Annotated in this window: 14 protein-coding genes and 1 pseudogene; 8 read left to right on the top strand and 7 right to left on the bottom strand. The window is 75.0% G+C overall.

The features are described from left to right. Positions 1-419 precede the first annotated feature (419 nt). The gene (locus ACZ66Z_RS28245) at positions 420-899 is read left to right on the top strand and encodes a GNAT family N-acetyltransferase (RefSeq protein WP_469938176.1); all 480 of its coding nucleotides are present in this window, start codon (positions 420-422) and stop codon (positions 897-899) included. Next, positions 896-1873 carry an ABC transporter substrate-binding protein gene (locus tag ACZ66Z_RS28240; protein WP_469938175.1) on the top strand — a complete coding sequence of 326 codons (978 nt, stop codon included), beginning with the start codon at positions 896-898 and terminating at the stop codon, positions 1871-1873. The genes ACZ66Z_RS28245 and ACZ66Z_RS28240 overlap by 4 nt, the downstream gene beginning before the upstream one ends. A 36-nt stretch (positions 1874-1909) precedes the next feature. On the opposite strand, the gene ACZ66Z_RS28235 is transcribed toward ACZ66Z_RS28240, so the two are convergent. Beyond that, positions 1910-3208 (bottom strand): DUF5685 family protein, encoded by a 1299-nt coding sequence (locus ACZ66Z_RS28235; RefSeq protein WP_469938174.1) that lies wholly within the window; start codon positions 3206-3208, stop codon positions 1910-1912. 322 nt (positions 3209-3530) lie between these two features. Here ACZ66Z_RS28235 and ACZ66Z_RS28230 point away from each other — a divergent pair, with 322 nt between their 5' ends. Then, on the top strand, positions 3531-3965 hold the full coding sequence (locus ACZ66Z_RS28230) for a cell division protein SepF (RefSeq protein WP_015032577.1): 435 nt from the start codon (positions 3531-3533) through the stop codon (positions 3963-3965). Between the two features lie 43 nt (positions 3966-4008). On the opposite strand, the gene ACZ66Z_RS28225 is transcribed toward ACZ66Z_RS28230, so the two are convergent. Beyond that, positions 4009-5790: an MFS transporter gene (locus ACZ66Z_RS28225; RefSeq protein WP_469938173.1), complete on the bottom strand. Its 1782-nt coding sequence runs from the start codon at positions 5788-5790 to the stop codon at positions 4009-4011. A 406-nt stretch (positions 5791-6196) separates the two neighbouring features. Between ACZ66Z_RS28225 and ACZ66Z_RS28220 the strand changes: the two are divergent. Next, positions 6197-7072, top strand: a pseudogene (locus tag ACZ66Z_RS28220) (phosphatase PAP2 family protein); the annotation flags it as partial. A gap of 99 nt (positions 7073-7171) precedes the next feature. Here ACZ66Z_RS28220 and ACZ66Z_RS28215 read toward each other — a convergent pair. Beyond that, positions 7172-7387, bottom strand: a complete 216-nt coding sequence (locus ACZ66Z_RS28215) for an I78 family peptidase inhibitor (protein WP_469938172.1) — start codon at positions 7385-7387, stop codon at positions 7172-7174. A 256-nt stretch (positions 7388-7643) separates the two neighbouring features. Between ACZ66Z_RS28215 and ACZ66Z_RS28210 the strand changes: the two genes are divergently transcribed. Further along, a complete protein-coding gene (locus tag ACZ66Z_RS28210) occupies positions 7644-7967 on the top strand; it encodes a hypothetical protein (RefSeq protein WP_469938171.1) in 324 nt (107 codons plus the stop codon). On the opposite strand, the gene ACZ66Z_RS28205 is transcribed toward ACZ66Z_RS28210, so the two are convergent. The 4 genes from ACZ66Z_RS28205 to ACZ66Z_RS28190 all read right to left on the bottom strand — a co-directional run bounded on the left by ACZ66Z_RS28205 (position 7906) and on the right by ACZ66Z_RS28190 (position 12577). Continuing rightward, positions 7906-8892: a helix-turn-helix transcriptional regulator gene (locus ACZ66Z_RS28205; RefSeq protein WP_469938170.1), complete on the bottom strand. Its 987-nt coding sequence runs from the start codon at positions 8890-8892 to the stop codon at positions 7906-7908. The two genes, ACZ66Z_RS28210 and ACZ66Z_RS28205, sit on opposite strands and share 62 nt — an antisense overlap. Before the next feature lie 534 nt (positions 8893-9426). Beyond that, the gene (locus ACZ66Z_RS28200) at positions 9427-10701 is read right to left on the bottom strand and encodes a glycosyltransferase (RefSeq protein ID WP_469938169.1); all 1275 of its coding nucleotides are present in this window, start codon (positions 10699-10701) and stop codon (positions 9427-9429) included. A gap of 75 nt (positions 10702-10776) precedes the next feature. Beyond that, positions 10777-12069 carry an ABC transporter substrate-binding protein gene (locus ACZ66Z_RS28195; RefSeq protein ID WP_469938168.1) on the bottom strand — a complete coding sequence of 431 codons (1293 nt, stop codon included), beginning with the start codon at positions 12067-12069 and terminating at the stop codon, positions 10777-10779. After that, a complete protein-coding gene (locus ACZ66Z_RS28190) occupies positions 12047-12577 on the bottom strand; it encodes an MTB12 C-terminal domain-containing protein (RefSeq protein ID WP_469938167.1) in 531 nt (176 codons plus the stop codon). Before ACZ66Z_RS28190 ends, ACZ66Z_RS28195 begins: the two co-directional genes overlap by 23 nt. A gap of 99 nt (positions 12578-12676) precedes the next feature. Between ACZ66Z_RS28190 and ACZ66Z_RS28185 the strand changes: the two genes are divergently transcribed. Genes ACZ66Z_RS28185 through ACZ66Z_RS28175 form a run of 3 tightly spaced genes read left to right on the top strand, consistent with a single transcriptional unit; the run spans position 12677 to position 16367 of the window. Beyond that, positions 12677-13078, top strand: a complete 402-nt coding sequence (locus tag ACZ66Z_RS28185; RefSeq protein ID WP_469938166.1) for a hypothetical protein — start codon at positions 12677-12679, stop codon at positions 13076-13078. Continuing rightward, complete coding sequence (locus ACZ66Z_RS28180; protein WP_469938165.1) at positions 13066-15714, top strand: ABC transporter permease subunit; 2649 nt, start codon at positions 13066-13068, stop codon at positions 15712-15714. Before ACZ66Z_RS28185 ends, ACZ66Z_RS28180 begins: the two co-directional genes overlap by 13 nt. After that, complete coding sequence (locus tag ACZ66Z_RS28175) at positions 15711-16367, top strand: ABC transporter ATP-binding protein (RefSeq protein WP_469938164.1); 657 nt, start codon at positions 15711-15713, stop codon at positions 16365-16367. The genes ACZ66Z_RS28180 and ACZ66Z_RS28175 overlap by 4 nt, the downstream gene beginning before the upstream one ends. Positions 16368-16370 lie beyond the last annotated feature (3 nt).

The following is a 16370-nucleotide window of genomic DNA, read 5'->3' as shown; positions in this document are numbered from 1 at the left end:
TCCGTGGATGCCAGAGGATCGAACACGGGGTGCGCCTTCACACGCGCTGAGCCGCGGATCCGGGCCCCTCAGCCCGATCCGCCCTTCGAGGCTATGCGGTCAACACGGCCCGCTGTCAAGGGCGTCCGCACTGTGAGCCGTACGTCTCATCGTGGTTGACGCGGGACCGGATGCCTGTTCCACTGGGGCCATGCATCCGCAGCAGCTGGTCACGCGCTCCCACATCGACTTCGGTCGCGTGTGGTCCTCTTCCTGTTGAGCCGACCCTCTGCTCCTCCCCGCCCGCGTGCTGTCCTCCGCGGCGCCTTCACACCCAGGTCCCTCGTGAGCGCCTGAGCCCTCCCCTCCCCTCGCTCCGCCCTGTTCCCTCCTTCCTTCCAGCGGCTCTCCCCTGCCCTCCTTCGCCCTGAAGGACCGTCATGACCTTCGCGTTGTCCGTGCACCGGACCACGACCTCCGATCCCCTGGCGCGCCCGCTCCTCGACGAGCTGGCGCACGAGTACACGACCCGCTACGGCTCCGCGCACGATCTGAGCCGCTACCCGGCGGCGGAGTTCGCCCCTCCGCACGGCGCCTTCCTGCTCCTCCTGGAGCAGGGCCGGCCCGTGGCGGGCGGCGCCTACCGCCGCTACGACGACAGGACCGCCGAACTGAAGCGGATCTGGACCCACTCGGCGCACCGCAGGCGCGGTCTCGCCCGCCGGGTCCTCACCGTGCTCGAACGGGAGGCCGCCGGCCGCGGCTACTCCCGCGTCTACCTCACGACGGGGCCGCGCCAGCCCGAGGCCAGGGGCCTCTACCTGGCGAGCGGCTACCGCCCGCTCTTCGACGTGTCCGCCGATCCCGAGTCGATCGGCCCGCTGCCGTTCGAGAAATTCCTGGAGAACCCGAAGCCATGAGTACGCGCACGAGTTCCGGCACCGCACGCACCACCCTCGTCTTCGCCCTGATCACCGCGGCCGCCCTCGGCCTCACCGCCTGCTCGGGCGGCGAACCGGCGACCGCCCCGGCCGGGGCCTCGGGAGCGCCGGGCGCCGCGAAGGGCGCGCTCCCGACCGAGGACGTGGTGGCGGGGGTGAAGAAGAACGAGGCGGCGGCGAAGCTGCTCCCCGCCGACGTGCGGCAGCGCGGCAGTCTGGCGCTCGCCTCCTCGGTGGGGACTCCGCCCAGCTCGGCCTACCTGCCGGACGGCAGGACCGTCGTGGGCGTGGACGCCGACTTCTCGGCCGCCGTGGCGAAGGCCCTCGGTCTGGAGCTGAAGCGCGAGGTGGTCGGCTTCGAGGCGATCCTGCCGGCGCTCGGCAGCGGCAAGTACGACGTCGGCACGGGGAACTTCGGCGTGACGGAGGAGCGGCGCAGGACCATCGACTTCGTGACGTACGTCAACGACGGGCAGGGGTTCGCCGTCCGGGCGGACAGCCCCCTGAAGGCGGTCACCGACCTGACCCGGCTGTGCGGCCTGAAGGTGGCGGTGAACGCCGGCACCACCTTCGAGCGGACCCTGGAGAAGAACGAGGGCCGGTGCGCGCAGGCCGGGAAGCCGCCGTACGAGGTGAACGTCTACAGCGAGACCGGGGCGATCTGGATGTCGCTCCAGCAGGGCCGCAGCGACGTCGTGATGAACACGATCAACGGCGTGCGGTACGCGGTGACGCAGCAGGAGAACGTGAGGTTCCTCAACGAGTACCGGCGCCTCGACGTCGGCTTCGCCTTCAAGAAGGGCACTCCGCTCGCGCCGGCCTTCCAGGCCGCGGTGAACGGCCTGAAGGCCGACGGGACGTACGACCGGATCCTGAGGAAGTGGGGGGTGACCGCCTCGGGCATCGAGCGGTCGCGGATCTCCCCGCCGGAGATCCCGGCGCCGAAGAAGTAGCGGTGCGGGGGTCCGGCGGGGATGACCGACGGGGCGTCAGCAGCCGTCGCAGGGGCAGCAGCAGTCGCAACCGTCACAGCCGCCGCAGTCGCAGTCGCAGTCCCGGCAGCAGCCCTCGCGCTTCTTGCGGGACCAGGGGCCCTCGTACTCCTTGGCGCAGCAGATCTGGCAGGTGCAGAAGAGCCAGGTGAACATGGCGCACCCGGCGAGGAAGCCGCGGGGCTTGGGCGCCCGGGGCGCGCCGCCGCCGAACTGCGGCGGCAGACCGCCGGGCCCGCCGGGGCCGCCGGGCCCGCCCGGACCCATGGGGCCGCCGCCGTAGGGGTTCCCGCCACCTCCGTAGGGGTTCCCACCGCCGTACGGGTTTCCGCCCCCGTGGGGGTTCTGCGCGCCGTACGGGCCGGGGGCCTGGCCCCCGTACGGGTTCCCCGGCACCGGGCCGTGGGCGGCCCGCACGTCCTGCGCTCCGTGCGAGCAGCCGGTCGTGCCGAAGGCGCGGTCGACCGAGGTGCGCAGCTCGTGGGCGAGGAGGACGTGGACGAGCCTGCCGTCGGCGAACTCGGCGTCCCGCAGGGCGAGGCGGATGCCGTGGAGGGCGTCGTCGGCGAGTCGGCGGGCCTCCGCGCGGGAGGTGCCGGTGGCGGTGAGCGGGTTCCACGCGCCGGTCTCGGCGTCGGCGGCCTGGTCCTCGACGGCGTCGAGGAGGTGGGCGAGGCGGCCGAAGAGGCGGCCCGCCTCGGCGAGCGGCGCCGCGTTCCCCGGCCGTCCCGCGAGGACGGCGGTGTGCGCGAAGGCGGCGGCGGTCGCCGTCTCGGTCGGCTCGGTGACGACGAGCAGGGGGGTGCCGGGCCCGGCCAGGGCCTCGATGCCGGTCTGGCGGTCGACGGCGTCGACGAGGAGGGCGGTGTCGAAGCCGAGGTCCCGACCGGTCCTGGCCCCGGCCCTGTCCCAGGAGCGGGCGACGCGGCGGGCCGCGGCGGCGACGGGGCGGCGGGCCAACAGGCCGTCCCTGTCGGCGACGTGGTCCCGCACCTTCGCCGAGGCGAGGACGAGCGAGACGGCGGCGGCGAGCCTGGCTCCCTCGCCGCGGGCGACGGGGGCGGTCCGCATGGCGCGCAGCGCGCAGGGCCCGGCCGTGCGGCGGCCCGCCTCGGTCACGCCGGTCTGAGCCTCCGTCAGGATGGAGACGATGAGCCCGTCGTAGTTGGTGACGATCCGGGCGAACTGCCCGTGGTCGGCGCGGAGTGCCAGGCAGAGGCCGCAGAGGTGGGCCATCCACTCGGTCTTGAGACCGTCGGTGAGGCGATGGGTGCAGGGTCTGACGATTCCGAACAAGGACTCCCCCGTGAGTCGTGGGCTGTGGCGGGCGAAGGTCCGCCGGGCGACCTCGCGGCATCGTAGCGAGTGGGTCCGTTCACCCGTACGCGCCCATCGTCACCCTTGTGACCCGACTTTCATATTTTCAGCTACATGGCCCTCCATCAGGGGCCGCATACCCTATGTTTCCTGACGAATCGCCAGGAAACGGCCCTCACGTTCTGCACCAGTACCGTCACGAATCCCCTGCGCGGCGCCTATCCACTTGGCGCGCGATCCGCATGATGGACGACGATAGGGAATGCGGAACCACAAGTGACCGCGCTGAAAGGAGGCGTCCATGGGATCGGTGCGCAAGGCGAGTGCCTGGCTGGGACTCGTCGAGGACAACGACGAGCGTTACTACGACGACGAGTACGCCGACGGTGCCGAGGGCGGCGACGCCTGGGTGACGGACCCCCGGGTCCGGGTGGCCACGGACACCGCCGAGGAGCGGGGCCGCCGGATCGCCACCGTCTCCCCGGACGGCTTCCGGGACGCCCGGGGCATCGGCGAGCTCTTCCGGGACGGGGTTCCGGTGATCGTGAACCTGACCGCGATGGAGCCGAACGACGCCAAGCGCGTCGTCGACTTCGCCGCCGGCCTCGCCTTCGGCCTGCGCGGTTCCATCGAGCGCGTGGCGACGCGGGTCTTCCTGCTGACCCCCGCCGACACCCAGATCGTCACCGGCGAGACGGGCCGACGTCAGCAGGACGGCTTCTTCAACCAGAGCTGAGCGGGTCCGCCGGCCGGACCCGGCGCCTCCCGACGGGGTCGGGTCAGTGCGCCGGACGCCCCGAGCCGGCGGGCTCGATCGCTTCCCGGGTCGCGGGCACCCGCGGCTCGACCGCCTCCGGGGAACCGATCCGCCCCGAGCGGTCGGCCCGCCCCGAAGGACCGGGCGTCCCCGGGGAACCGGCCGGCTCCGCGGCCCGGACCGGACCCTCCTGGGCCGAGGGCGACTCCTGGGCCGAGAGGGACTCCTGGGCCTCCCGCACGTCGAAGGCCTCCTCCGGATCCACCGGACACTCCATGACCCGCGGCAGCCGCCGGGCCATCAGCGCGCCGACGAGCAGCAGCCCGGCGCTCACGAAGAGCGTGACGTGCAGGCCGTGCACGAAGGAGTGGCGGGCGGCCTGGTGCAGGGCGTCCCCGGCCGTGCCGCCGAGCTGATCGGCGACCTTGTAGGCCTCCCCGAGCGAGTTCGCCGCCGCCCGGCCCGCTTCCGCGGGCACTCCGGGGACCGAGGAGAGCGCAGGGGCGTACGCGGCGTTCATCACGCTGCCGAGCAGGGCGATGCCCATGCCCGCGCCGAGCTGGTACGAGGTCTCGCCGATCGCGGCCGCGCCGCCCGCGCTCCGCTGCGGCGCCTCGCTGAGCATCGACTCGTACGCCGAGAAGAGCGTGGTCTGCAGGCCGAAACCGAGCAGCACGAACCCCGCCGTGAGCAGCAGCGGCCGGTCGTGCTGCCCCATGAGCGTCAGCAGCAGCACCGCGGCGGCGGTGAGCAGGAAGCCCCAGCCGACCATCCGGCGCGGCCCGATCCGGCGCAGGGTGTACGAGCCGGTGGCGCCGGCGGCCATGGCGGCGAAGGTCAGCGGGAGGAGCCGGAGGCCGGTCTCCAGGGGGCTGAGGCCGAGGACCAGCTGGAGGTACTGGACGGCGATGAGCTCCAGGCCGACCAGGGCCAGCATGCCGATGACGATGCAGCCGACCGAGGTGGTGAAGGCGGCCCGGGAGAAGAGCCGCAGGTCGATCAGCGGGTGCGGGCGCCGCTTCTGCCGCCGTACGAAGAGGACGAGGAGCGCGGCGCCGAGCAGCAGCGGCCCGGCGGTCGGCAGGGCGAACAGCGGTTCGCCGGCCCCGGCGCGCTTGACGCCGAGGACGCAGCCGAGCACGCCGGCCGCGGCCATGAGCGCGCCGAGCACGTCCCAGGGGCCGTCGGCGGCGCCCCGGGACTCGGGGAGGAGCCGGCGGCCGAGCGGGAGGATCAGCGCCATCAGCGGGATGTTGATGAGGAAGACGGAGCCCCACCAGTAGTTCTCGACGAGGAAGCCGCCGAGCACCGGTCCGGTGGCGGCCCCGACCGCGGCCGTGGCGGTCCAGACGCCGATCGCGGCGGCGCGCTCCCTCCGGTCGGGGAAGACGGTCCGGAGGAGGGAGAGCGTGGCGGGCATGATCATGGCGCCGCCGACGCCGAGCAGCGCGCGGGCCCCGATGAGGACCGCGGGCTCGGTGGCGAGCGCGGCGACCGCCGAGGCGATGCCGAAGAGCGCGTAGCCGAGGAGGAGGACCCTCCGTCTGCCGACCCGGTCGCCGAGGGTGCCGAAGAGGATCAGCAGCGACGCGCAGACCAGGGGGTAGGCGTCGACGATCCAGAGCAGCGCGGTGGAGCTGGGGCGCAGGTCCTCGGTGAGCGAGGGGACGGCGACGTGGAGGATGGTCGCGTCCAGGGCGACCAGGAGAAGGCTGACGCAGAGGACGACGAGGACGACCCAGCGATTGGTGCCGGAGCCGACGGCGGAACGCGATCGCCCTTGGGCCGTGTTCGTCCGCGACATGTACGTACCTCCCAGTGAAGCTCTCGCGCTCGGTGGGCTGTGACCAGGGCGTATGCCCCTGGGGCGGCCCGGCATCGACGGGCGAGTGAGCCGTCAGCGTACGCGAGTTCAAGGCCCGAGCGCGTGGTGCAGCTCTCACCTCGCCGGGGCTCGGGGTGTGGCGTACGCCACTCGGCGCGGGCCGCGCGTCGCATGGAATTCCGCACGGACGCCTGTTTGAGGGAATTCCCGGGCGCTCAAACACACTTTCGGAATCGCCCCGCGCGGGAATAGCGCGGAAGGTCATCGGATTTCCCGACGGACGGCCCGAATGGACCGGCCACTGAGACCCACTCCACATCACATGGTCATCACGAAGGGAGCGGAACGCCCGGGTCTGCTTCTCACTCCCTGTAACGTCCATTGGGTGCGTACCGACATCTTTGCCCGGCTGGACCGGGAGCCGGAACCGCCGAAGATAGAGGTCCCGCGGATGACCCGCACGCGTCTCGCCCTCTTCGGCGGGACGTCGGCGTTCTATCTCGCCATCGTCGTGGCCGTCCTGCTGTCGACGTGGCTGGTGACCCTCGACTGGAAGATCATGCTCTTCCGGCCGTACCAGCAGTGGCCCGAGATCCACGGCTTCCTCGACTACTACGTCGTCCTCGGCCAGCGCGGGCCCACGGCCGTCATGGTGGCCGCCTGGCTGGGCTGGCGCTCCTGGCGCCAGCACACCCTGCGCCCCCTGCTGTGCCTGGGCGCCGCCCTTCTGCTGCTCAACGTCTCGGTGGGCGCGGTCAAGCTCGGGCTCGGCCGCCTCGGACCCCACTACGCGACCCAGGTCGGCTCCGCCGAGCTCTTCGCCGGAGGCGACATATTCCCCTCGGGGCACACCGCCAACGCGGTCGTGACCTGGGGCATCCTCGCCTACCTGGCGACCACGCCGAGGGCCCGGCGCTATCTCTCGGCCCTCTCCGCCGTGGTCGCCCTCGGCGTCGGCCTCACCACCGTCTACCTCGGCACGCACTGGCTGAGCGACGTGCTGCTCGGCTGGGCCGCCGGGCTCCTCGTCCTGCTCGCGCTGCCCTGGTGCGAGCCGGTCCTGGCCGTGGCGGAGTCCTGGATCCTCGCCGCGCGCGAGCGGATGCGGGAGCGGCTGCGGGAGCGTCGCCGGCTCGTGCCCTCGCTGCCCGTGGCCTCCGGCGGTCCGCGTCCCGGGTTCTTCCCGCCGCGCCCGCCCGCGCCCGAGGAGCCGGTGCGCGAGCCCGTCCGGGAGCCCGTGGGGATGGCCGGCGGCCGGCGCGCCCCGGTCACCCGCGGCTGATCCGCACCCCCTCCGCACACGCGAAAGGGCCCCGGCCACCTCGGCCGGGGCCCTTTCGCGTACGGTCCGGCCGGTTCCTCAGCCGAGCCAGCAGCGGGTGACGGCGCCGCCCTCGACCTCGAAGTTGATGCGCCCGGACAGGTACTCCATGGTGATGATCGAGCCGGGCGGCAGGGACCGGACGACGCTCCAGCCGCGGGTCCTGGCGAGCCGCTCGGCCGCTTCGGCGTCGAGGCCCACATAGGAGTCGGGAGCGTCGCGGGGCGGTTCGGGAGTGCGCGAAGTGGGTGACATGAACCTCACGTTAGTCCCTCCCCGGTCACGCTTGTGTCACAAGTTCTCGACATATGTTTGACCTGCCGGCACGCCCGTCGCGGGGCGGGTTTCCGGCCGTTTCTCCAGTAATTCCGAGCGGTGCCCATCAGTTCGCACGAAGGGCGCGGAAGCGCGGACGAGGCACGGAGAAGACGCGGCAATTCCCCTCTTCCCGCGAGCCGTCCCGAATTGTGTCGGCGACGCGCACGCACGCCACACACTCTTCCCTTACACAATGCTTACGCCGGCGGAACGCCCGGAGCCGCGGAGCCGGGACGACGGCGAGGCGGAGGCGGCGACGGGCCGCGGGACGGCGACCGCGACCGCGACCGCGACCGCCGAATCAGCCAGGCGGCGACACGGCCGCGTCGTGATCGACCGGCTCGTCACGACCGGCCACGAGAAGATCGGCCGCCTCCGCCCGGCCACCGCGTTCGCCTTCTTCCCGCGCACCGGGCCGGCCCGCCCGGAGTTCGCGGCGTACGAGCGGGTGCGGATCAGCGCCGGGTCGCCGGGGCGTCCCCCGGCCGATCGAGGGCCCGGGACAACCGGTCCCTGAGCGTCCGGACCGCCTCCGCGAGCTCCGGCGGCTCGACCACCTCGAACTCGAAGCCCATGAACGCCACGTGGAACACCATCGTGTCGAGGGTGCCCGCCCCCGTCCGCAGCAGACAGGCGTCCTCGCCGTCCGCCGTCAGGACCCCGTCCAGCGGCCCCGCGACGGCGGCCGCCTCGGCGAGCGGGACGAAGAGCCGGACCGTCGCCTCCACCGCGTAGGCCGTACGGGACACCCCCTTCGCCACGTAGGCGGCCAGGTCCTCGGCGGGCGGCTCGCGGGGAGGGAAGCGGGGACCGTGCGGCGGGGTCGGCTCGATCCGGTCGGCCCGGAACGTCCGCCAGTCGTCCCGGTCCAGGTCCCAGGCGACCAGGTACCAGCGCCGCTCCGTGCACACCAGACGGTGCGGCTCGACGGTCCTGCGGGTGGCCGCGCCGCCGTGGTCGCGGTAGGCGAAGCGGAGCCGCTCGCCGTCCCGGCAGGCGTTGGCCAGTTCGGTGAGGACCGCCGGGTCGACCCGTTCCCTCGGGGTGCGCAGCAGGGGCACCGTGAAGGCGTTGAGCGCCCCGATCCGGCGCCGGAGCCGGCCCGGCAGGACCTGCTCCAGTTTCGCCAGGGCGCGTACGGAGCTCTCGCCGATGCCCTCGACGCCCTGGCCGGCGGCCGACCGCAGCCCGACCGCGACCGCGACGGCCTCCTCGTCGTCGAGGAGCAGCGGCGGCAGCTCGGCGCCGGCCCCGAGCCGGTACCCACCGCCCGTGCCGGGGCTGGCGTGCACGGGGTAGCCGAGCTCCCGCAGCCGGTCCACGTCCCGGCGCACGGTGCGGGCCGTCACCCCGAGCCGCCCGGCGAGATCCGCACCGGACCACTCGCGATGGGCCTGGAGCAACGACAGCAGCCGCAACAGCCGTGCGGAGGTCTCCACCATGCCCCGAGTCTGCCAGCCCTCCCGGCCACCACGACCGCAACCCGGTCCCCGGGGGCCGACGCCCCGCCGGACCCCGTCGCGGACAACCGCTCCACCGGGGCGGCGCCCACCCCGCTACGGGCTGCGCCGGCCGCCGCCCCCGTTGTGGGCAATCGTTCCGCTGGGGCGGAGCCCACCCACCCCGTTGTGGGCAACTGTTCCGCTGGGGCGGAACGGGTGGGCACAACGGAACGGCGCCCCTGCCGGCGCCCGAGGCTCCCACGCCCTGACCCGCACCGGACTGTGCGGTGCACTCGTGGTGCGGATCAAGGCGCGGAACGCGGAGGCGCCGCTGCAGGGCGCCGTCCCGTGTGCCCACCCTCCCCCAAGCTCTCGGCTCCGCTCGAGCAGGGGGGACCCCCTCGCCCAGCGGGACGATTGCCCACACGGGCGGGGGGGGCGGGGGCACCGCCCCGCCGGGTGCGGCCCACACGGAGGCGGGCCGGGGCACCGCCCCGCCGGGTGCGGCCCGCCGGGAGGTGCCCGGCAGGCGCGTCAGCGGAGGCGGCGGAGGAGGCGGCCCGCCCTCGCCTTCTGGGCGTAGACCGCGTCCACCACCCGCCCCACCCCCCGATGCACCCGCACCCGCCCGGCCCCGTGCACCCGCCGCCCCGCGCCCCGCGCGGCGAGCTCCGTCCACAGGGCCTCGTGCCGCGCGGCGATCCGCGACGGGTCGAAGCGTTCGGACGCGGCGAGCGCCGCCCGCCCCGCCCCGGCCCGGAGCTCCTCGTCCTCGACGAACGCCCGCAGCGCCCCCGCGACGGCGGCGACGTCGTCGACCGGCACGAGCCGGCCGTCGACCCCGTCCTCGATGATCTCGCGCGGCCCGTGGGGGCAGTCGGTGGAGACCACCGGCAGCCCGCACCGCATCGCCTCGACGATCGTCATGCCGAAGGACTCGCGCTGCGAGGTCACCGCGGCGATCGAGCCCTTGGTCCACTCCGGTTCCATCGGGGTGACGGCCCCCATGAGGAAGACCTGCCCGTCGAGCCCGCGGTCCCGGATCTGGCGGGCCAGCGGGGCCTTGAGGTCCTGGACGGCGTCGCCGGAGCCGTAGATCCGCAGCTTCCAGTCGGGATGGTCGGCGGCCACGGACGCGAAGGCGTCGATCAGCACGTCGTACCGCTTGACCCGGGTCAGCCGGCCCGCCGCGACGACGGTCCTCGCCGCGGGGTCGGCGGGTCGTACGGAGGGCGCGGGCACGCTGTTGGGGACGGCCTCGACGCGTACGCCGGGCAGCCGGAGCGCGCGGTAGGCCCGGGCGTCGGCCTCGGTGACCGTGGTGACGGCGTCGAGGAGCGCGTACTCGTGGGCGATGTCCCGGCGCAGCCGGTAGCTGTGGCCGCCCAGTATCAGGTGTTCCTGGCCGACGAGGACCGGCCCCCGCCGGGCCTGCCGGGCGAGGTGCACGTTGAGCCCGGGGCGGGTGGCGACGAGGACGTCGGCCTCCACCCCGCGGAGGTGTTCCCCGATCCGGGTGTCGGTGAGCGCGCTGTACTGCTTCCAACGGCCGTCGCCGCGCGGGAAGACCTCGGCGGGGCGGTGGAAGTCGGGGTGGTCGCCGTCGTATCCCGGGCTGTCCCGGCGCACGTCGACGAGGTGACGCAGGGTCACCCCCGTCGGCAGGTCGAGCCGCGGCCGGTCGCGGTGGCGGAACACCGAGACGATCTCGACCTCGTGGCGCCGCGCCAGTTCCTCGGCGAGCGTGAACGTGGTCCGGATCGTGCCGCCGTAGTGGTAGCCGTTGTGGAGCAGGAAGGAGATGCGCATCGTACTGCCGGTTCCCCCCGGTCAGTCGGTCAGTCGGTCGGTGCCCGACTGTACTGCCGGTGAGGGGAGGACCGTTCACGGCCGGTAGCCGAGCTGGGGGACCGTCGCGCAGTTCCCGGTCATGTCGCCCTGGCTCACCCAGCCCCGCCCGTCCTGCCAACGGGCCACGGACAGGCAGGTGTTCCGGGTGGCGGGCGGCCGGGCCAGGTGCTCGAACCGTACGGGGAGCAGCAGTCCGCGCGCGGTGTACGGTTCCGGACGGTTCATGAACTCCTCGACGCAGCCGCGGGTGAGCGCGCCCCGGGCGAGGCAGGAGCGGGCCGCGTCGGTGAACCACATCGCCGCCGCCCACCCTTCCAGCTGCCACTGGGACGGGGGCCGGTCGCCCATGGCCGCGCGGAAGGCGCGGACCTCCGGGTGTCCGGTGTCCTCGTAGTTCCGGCTGGAGCCCGTCACCCACAGCGAGGCCCGGCAGCCGGGGGTCCGGGCGTAGTCGCGGGCGACGGCGGAGGACCAGTTCTGCACGTTGGTCACCTTGGCGGCGACCCGGACCCCGAGCGCCTCCATCGCCTCGCACAGGCGCACGTTGCCGTGGGTGTCCATCGCGTCGAAGAGGAGGTCGGCGTGCTGGGCCCGCAGGTCGGCGGCGACGGCGCGGAAGTCGGGCAGGGCGAAGTCGACCTGCTCCTCGACGACGCGGTAGCCCTCGGCGCGCAGTCCCCGGGCGACCAGGCGGGCGTAGGCGGCGGAGGCCGCCTGGTTGTAGGAGACGACGGCGGCGGTCCGTGCGCCCAGTTCCTTCCGGAACCAGTGGTAGACCTCGGTCCCGCCGTACAGCGTGCCGCCCCAGCCGGGGGCGCGGCCGGTGCGCGGGGCGGAGCTGCCGTAGATGCCGTAGAGGTGCGGATAGGTGTCGTAGGCGGGGGTGAGCGGCTGGCCACCGATGTCGGGGACGCCGGCCCGGGCGACGAGCGACGCGCCCGCGTAGTTCAGGGCGGTGGTGGCGACGAGGGCGAAGACACCGCGCTCGTCGATCAGCCGGTGCACGCACGCGTTGTCGCCGACGCCGCTGCCGCCGTCGTCGCAGGTCTCGACCTCGATGCGGCGCCCGTCGAGGCCTCCGTGCGCGTTGAGGGCGTCGAACCAGGCGCGGGCCCCGTCGCGCGGGCCGGTGAGGGCCTCCCCGCCGACGGGGCTGGTGGCGCTGGTGATGATCCCGACGCGGAGCGGCTCACCGCCGGAGGGGCGGGCGGCGGGCCGCGTCCCGAAGTCGCGCTCCGGGAGCCGGCTGCCGCAGGCCGTGAGGAGGGCGAGCAGCACGGCCAGGAGCAGCGCCGCGACCGCCTCAGCAGCCCGGGACGGTGACACCGCTCAGCTCGACCAGGCCGCACAGGGTCTTCACGGAGACCTTCCAGGTGTCGTTCTGGAGGACGGAGGTGCCCCGGGAGCCGGGCAGCGCCGGGTTCCCGCCGACCAGCAGGTCGTAGGTGACGTTCGCGCCGGTGGCCGACGTGAACTCGACGTGGGTGACCTTCGCGGAGGTCACGGCCGCGTTCTTGTCACCGGCGAAGGCGGCGAGCACCGGCCGCATCCGCTCCCCGTCCTCCAGGAGCCTCGCCTTCTCGGCGACGGGCGTCTTCGGGTCGAAGAACGCCGTCCAGTTCTCGGTGATCTCCGCCCTGGCCGCGGCCGGGTCGGCGGGCTCGTCGCCCGCCGGCGGCGGGGCCGTCGTGGCGGGCGGGGCGGACGAGACGGCGCCGCCGCCCTTCGACCCCCCGTCGTCCGAGCAGCTCGCGAGGACGGGCGCCAGGGCGAGGACGGCGACGGTCCCGAGGACCGCGAGGCGGGAGCGCCCACCGCGTCGTACGACAACCATCTGGCTCACCACCGGGTGTCCCCCCGGTCCGGAACGGCTGGTGTTTCCAGGGTGGGACGGAACGGGGCATAGTGCAAGGAAGAGACGAGGGAGGGCCCCGTGCCGACATCCCGGATCCTGCTCTGGAGCGGTCTCGCGGCGGCCGCCGGGGGCGCGGTGCTCTGCGCGCTCGGCTGGTACGGGATCTCCGGCGAGCGCTTCGCGGAGCGCCAGCTGCCCTATCTGGCCTCGTGCACGGTGCCGGGGGCCGCGCTCCTCGTGGCGGGCGCGGTCCTCGTCGGCGCGGCGGCGCTGCTTCCCGTACGCCCTTCCCGGCCGCGCCTCCCCGGCGGCCCGGAGGAGCCTCCCCCGCCGTCCTCGGACGGCCCCTTCCTGCGGGTCCCGGAGGGGACCCTCGCGCATCGCCCGGACTGTCCGCTGGTGGCGGGCAGGGCGGAGGCCGTGGAGGCGGGGGACGCGGAGCTCGCCCCCTGCCCGGTGTGTGAGCCGTGGCCTCCCTGACGTACGAGCTGACGCTCGCCGGCCTCGCGATCGGCAGCGCCGCCGCGCTCACCGGCATCGGCCTGATCGTCACCCACCGGGCGACGGGGGTGCTGAACCTCGCGCACGGAGCCGTCGCCATGGTCTGCGCGTACGTGCTCCGCCAGCTGGTGGTCGACTGGGGCTGGCCGCTGCCCCTGGGCGTCCTGGTCACGCTCCTCCTCGTCGCCCCCGGCATCGGTCTGGTCCTCGACCGGGGCGTCTTCCGCCCCCTCGCGCTGCTCGGCGCCGGTCCGGCGCGGGCCCTGGTGGCGACGATCGGCGTCTTCGTCCTCCTGGTGGGCGGGGCGGTGCTGCTGTGGGGCCCGGGGGCCCGGGACGACGCGCCCGTGCTGCTCGGCGACGGACCGTGGGCGCAGCTCGCGGCGGTGGTCGCGCCGGCCTGTCTGGTGGGGGCGGTGACGCGGTGGACGCGGTTCGGCCGGGAGCTGCGGGCGGTCGTGGACAACCGTCCGCTCGCCGTCCTGGCGGGCATCGACGCGGATCGGGTGGCGGCGGCGGGCTGGGCGTTCGGCTCGTTCACGGCCGGGCTCACGGGCGTGCTGCTCGCCCCGTACGTACGGCTCGACCCGTACGGGATGCCGCTGCTCGTCGTCGAGGTGATCGCGGTCGCGGTGATCGCCCGGATGCGGTCGCTGCCGGTGGCCGTGGCGGCCGCGCTCGTCCTCGGCGTCGCCCAGGCGCAGCTGACCCGGCTGCACCCGGAGGGCTGGGCGGAGCCGCTCCTCCGGGCCGTCGGGGCGAACCTGTTCGTGGTGGCGCTCCTGGTGGCGGCGCTCGTCCTGCCGGGCGTCGGCGGCAAGGGCGAGGACGCCCTGCCGCCGCCGGCGCGGCCCGCCCGCGTGCCCACGGCCCTCTGGCCGGTGGTCGGCGTCCTGTTCCTCCTCCCGCTCGGCCTCGCGGGCTCCGACCTGCACACGGCGGTCCAGGTCCCCGCGCTCGCCGTGATCCTGCTGTCGCTGGTCGTGGTGGCGGGCCGCGGCGGCCAGATCGCGCTGGGTCAGGCGGCGTACGCGGGCCTGGGCGCCCTCTTCACGGCCCTCCTCGCGGCCGGCGGGGTGCCCACGCTCCCGGCCCTCGGGCTCGCGGTGCCGATGGTGGCGGCGGCGGGCCTGGTGACGGGCCGGCCGGCGATCCGGCGGCACGGCCTGGCCCTCGCCCTGGCGACGCTGGCCGTGGGGGTGGCGGTGAGCCGCTTCGTCCTCACCCAGCCGTACGCGACGGCCGGCCTGGTCCTCGGCCGTCCGGCGGGCTTCTCCGACGACCGCGCCTTCTACGCCCTGGAGCTCGTCGTCCTGGCCGGCTGCCTCGTCCTGGTGGCGGCCCTCCGCCGGGGCCGTACGGGCCGCGCGCTGGCCGCCCTGCGGGACCACGAACCGGGCGCTGAGGCGGCGGGCGTCCCGGTGCCCCGCCTCAAGCTCCTCGCCTTCGTCCTGGGCGCGGCCCTGGCGGCCCTCGGCGGCGGGCTCCTCGGCATGGGCCTGCGCGCCTTCGACCCCGAGGCGTACGACCCGGTGCGCGGCCTGCTCTGGTTCGCGGCGGTCCTGGTCCTCGGCGCGGACAGCCTCCTCACCCCGCTGGCCGCGGCGGCCCTCCTGATCACCTTGGACGCGGGCCCCCGGGCGGGCACGGCGGCGGCCCTGATCGGCCTCCTGGCCACGCTGACGGGCCGTCTCCCGCCCCTGCTGACGCTGCTCCCGCAGCCGAGGCGCCCCGAGCCCCACGCCCCACCACCCACCGCCGCGCCCGGCACCGTTCCGGACGGGCCCCCCGGCACCGCTTCGAGCGGGCCCCCCGGCACCGCCCCGGCCGAAGGCCGGGAGCGCGCCCACGGCCGGTCGGCCGCCGGTCCGGCCGAGGGCCCGACGCACCGCCCCCACGGCCCGCCGGCCGCCGACGAAGCCCGGCCCCGCCCCACGACGCCCGCACCGCACCGCCCCCGCGAGGGGCTCCGCGCACACGACCTCACCCTCGTCCACCCCGGAGGGGTCACCGCCCTCTCCCACGTCACCCTCGTCCTCTCCCCCGCCCGCGTCACCGCCCTCGTCGGCCCCAACGGCGCGGGCAAGAGCACCCTGTTCGACTGTCTCGCCGGGACCCTCCGGCCCCGCCGGGGCCAGGGCCGGATCACGCTCGACGGCACCGACATCACCGCCCGGTCCGCCCACGCCCGGGCCCGCCTCGGCATCGCCCGGACCTTCCAGCGGCTCGCCGTGTTCCCCTCGCTCACCGTCGAGGAGAACGTCCGCCTCGGACAGGAGCAGAGCGAGGGCCGCGGGGACCCGGCCGCCGTGGAGCGGAGCCTGCGGCTGCTCGGGCTGGCCGGGCCCGTGCGGCACCGGGCGGCGGCGGACCTGCCCACCGGGACGCTGCGCCGGGTCGAACTGGCCCGCGCACTGGCCGGGCGGCCGCACACGCTCCTCCTCGACGAGCCGGCCGCCGGGCTCGACGCCGCCGAGACCGCCGCGCTCGCCCGGATCCTGGCCGCGCTCGCGGCGGACGGCCTGACCGTCTTCGTCGTCGAGCACGATCCGGACCTGGTCGCCGGGATCGCGCACACGGTGCACACCATGGAGGGGGGCCGGATCCTGTCGTGAGCGTCGAGATCGCCCTGCGCGCCGCCCGGGTCCGCTACGGCCCCCTGGAGGCCCTGCACGGGCTCGACCTGCCCGTGCCCGCCGGGACGGTGACGGTCCTCCTGGGCCGCAACGGCGCGGGCCGGACGACCGCCCTGCGCGCCCTGGCCGGCACGGTGCGGCTCGCGGCGGGCCGGGTGGAGTGGCGCGGGGCCGACGTGACCCGCCTCCCGCCGCACGAACGGGCGCGCCGCGGGCTGTGCTTCGTACCGGATCTGCGGGCGGTGTACGCGGGCCTCACCGTCGCCGAGAACCTCGCGCTCGCCGCGCCCTGGGCCGACGCGTACGACGCCACCGCCCCGTACCCGGAACTGGCCCCCCTCCTGTCCAGGGCGGCCGGGACGCTGTCCGGCGGGGAGCGCCGGATGCTGGCGCTCTCCCGCGCGCTGCTCGCACGCGCGCGCGTGGTGCTGGTCGACGAGCCGTCGCTCGGCCTGGCCCCGCCGGTCGCGGCCCGTACGTACCGGATGCTCGCGGAGCTCGCCATGGAGCGCGGGGCGGCCGTGGTCCTGGCCGAGCAGCGGGTGCCGCAGGGGTTGCCGCGCGGCTCGCTCGTGCACGAGCTGCGGCGCGGCTCCCGCGCGTCGAGCGGGGAGCCGGCCGAGTACCGCTGAGAC

Source organism: Streptomyces sp. NPDC107498 (genome assembly GCF_055582805.1).
The sequence above is the reverse complement of the archived record's forward strand: the minus strand, read 5'-3'. Positions and strand labels throughout refer to the sequence as shown.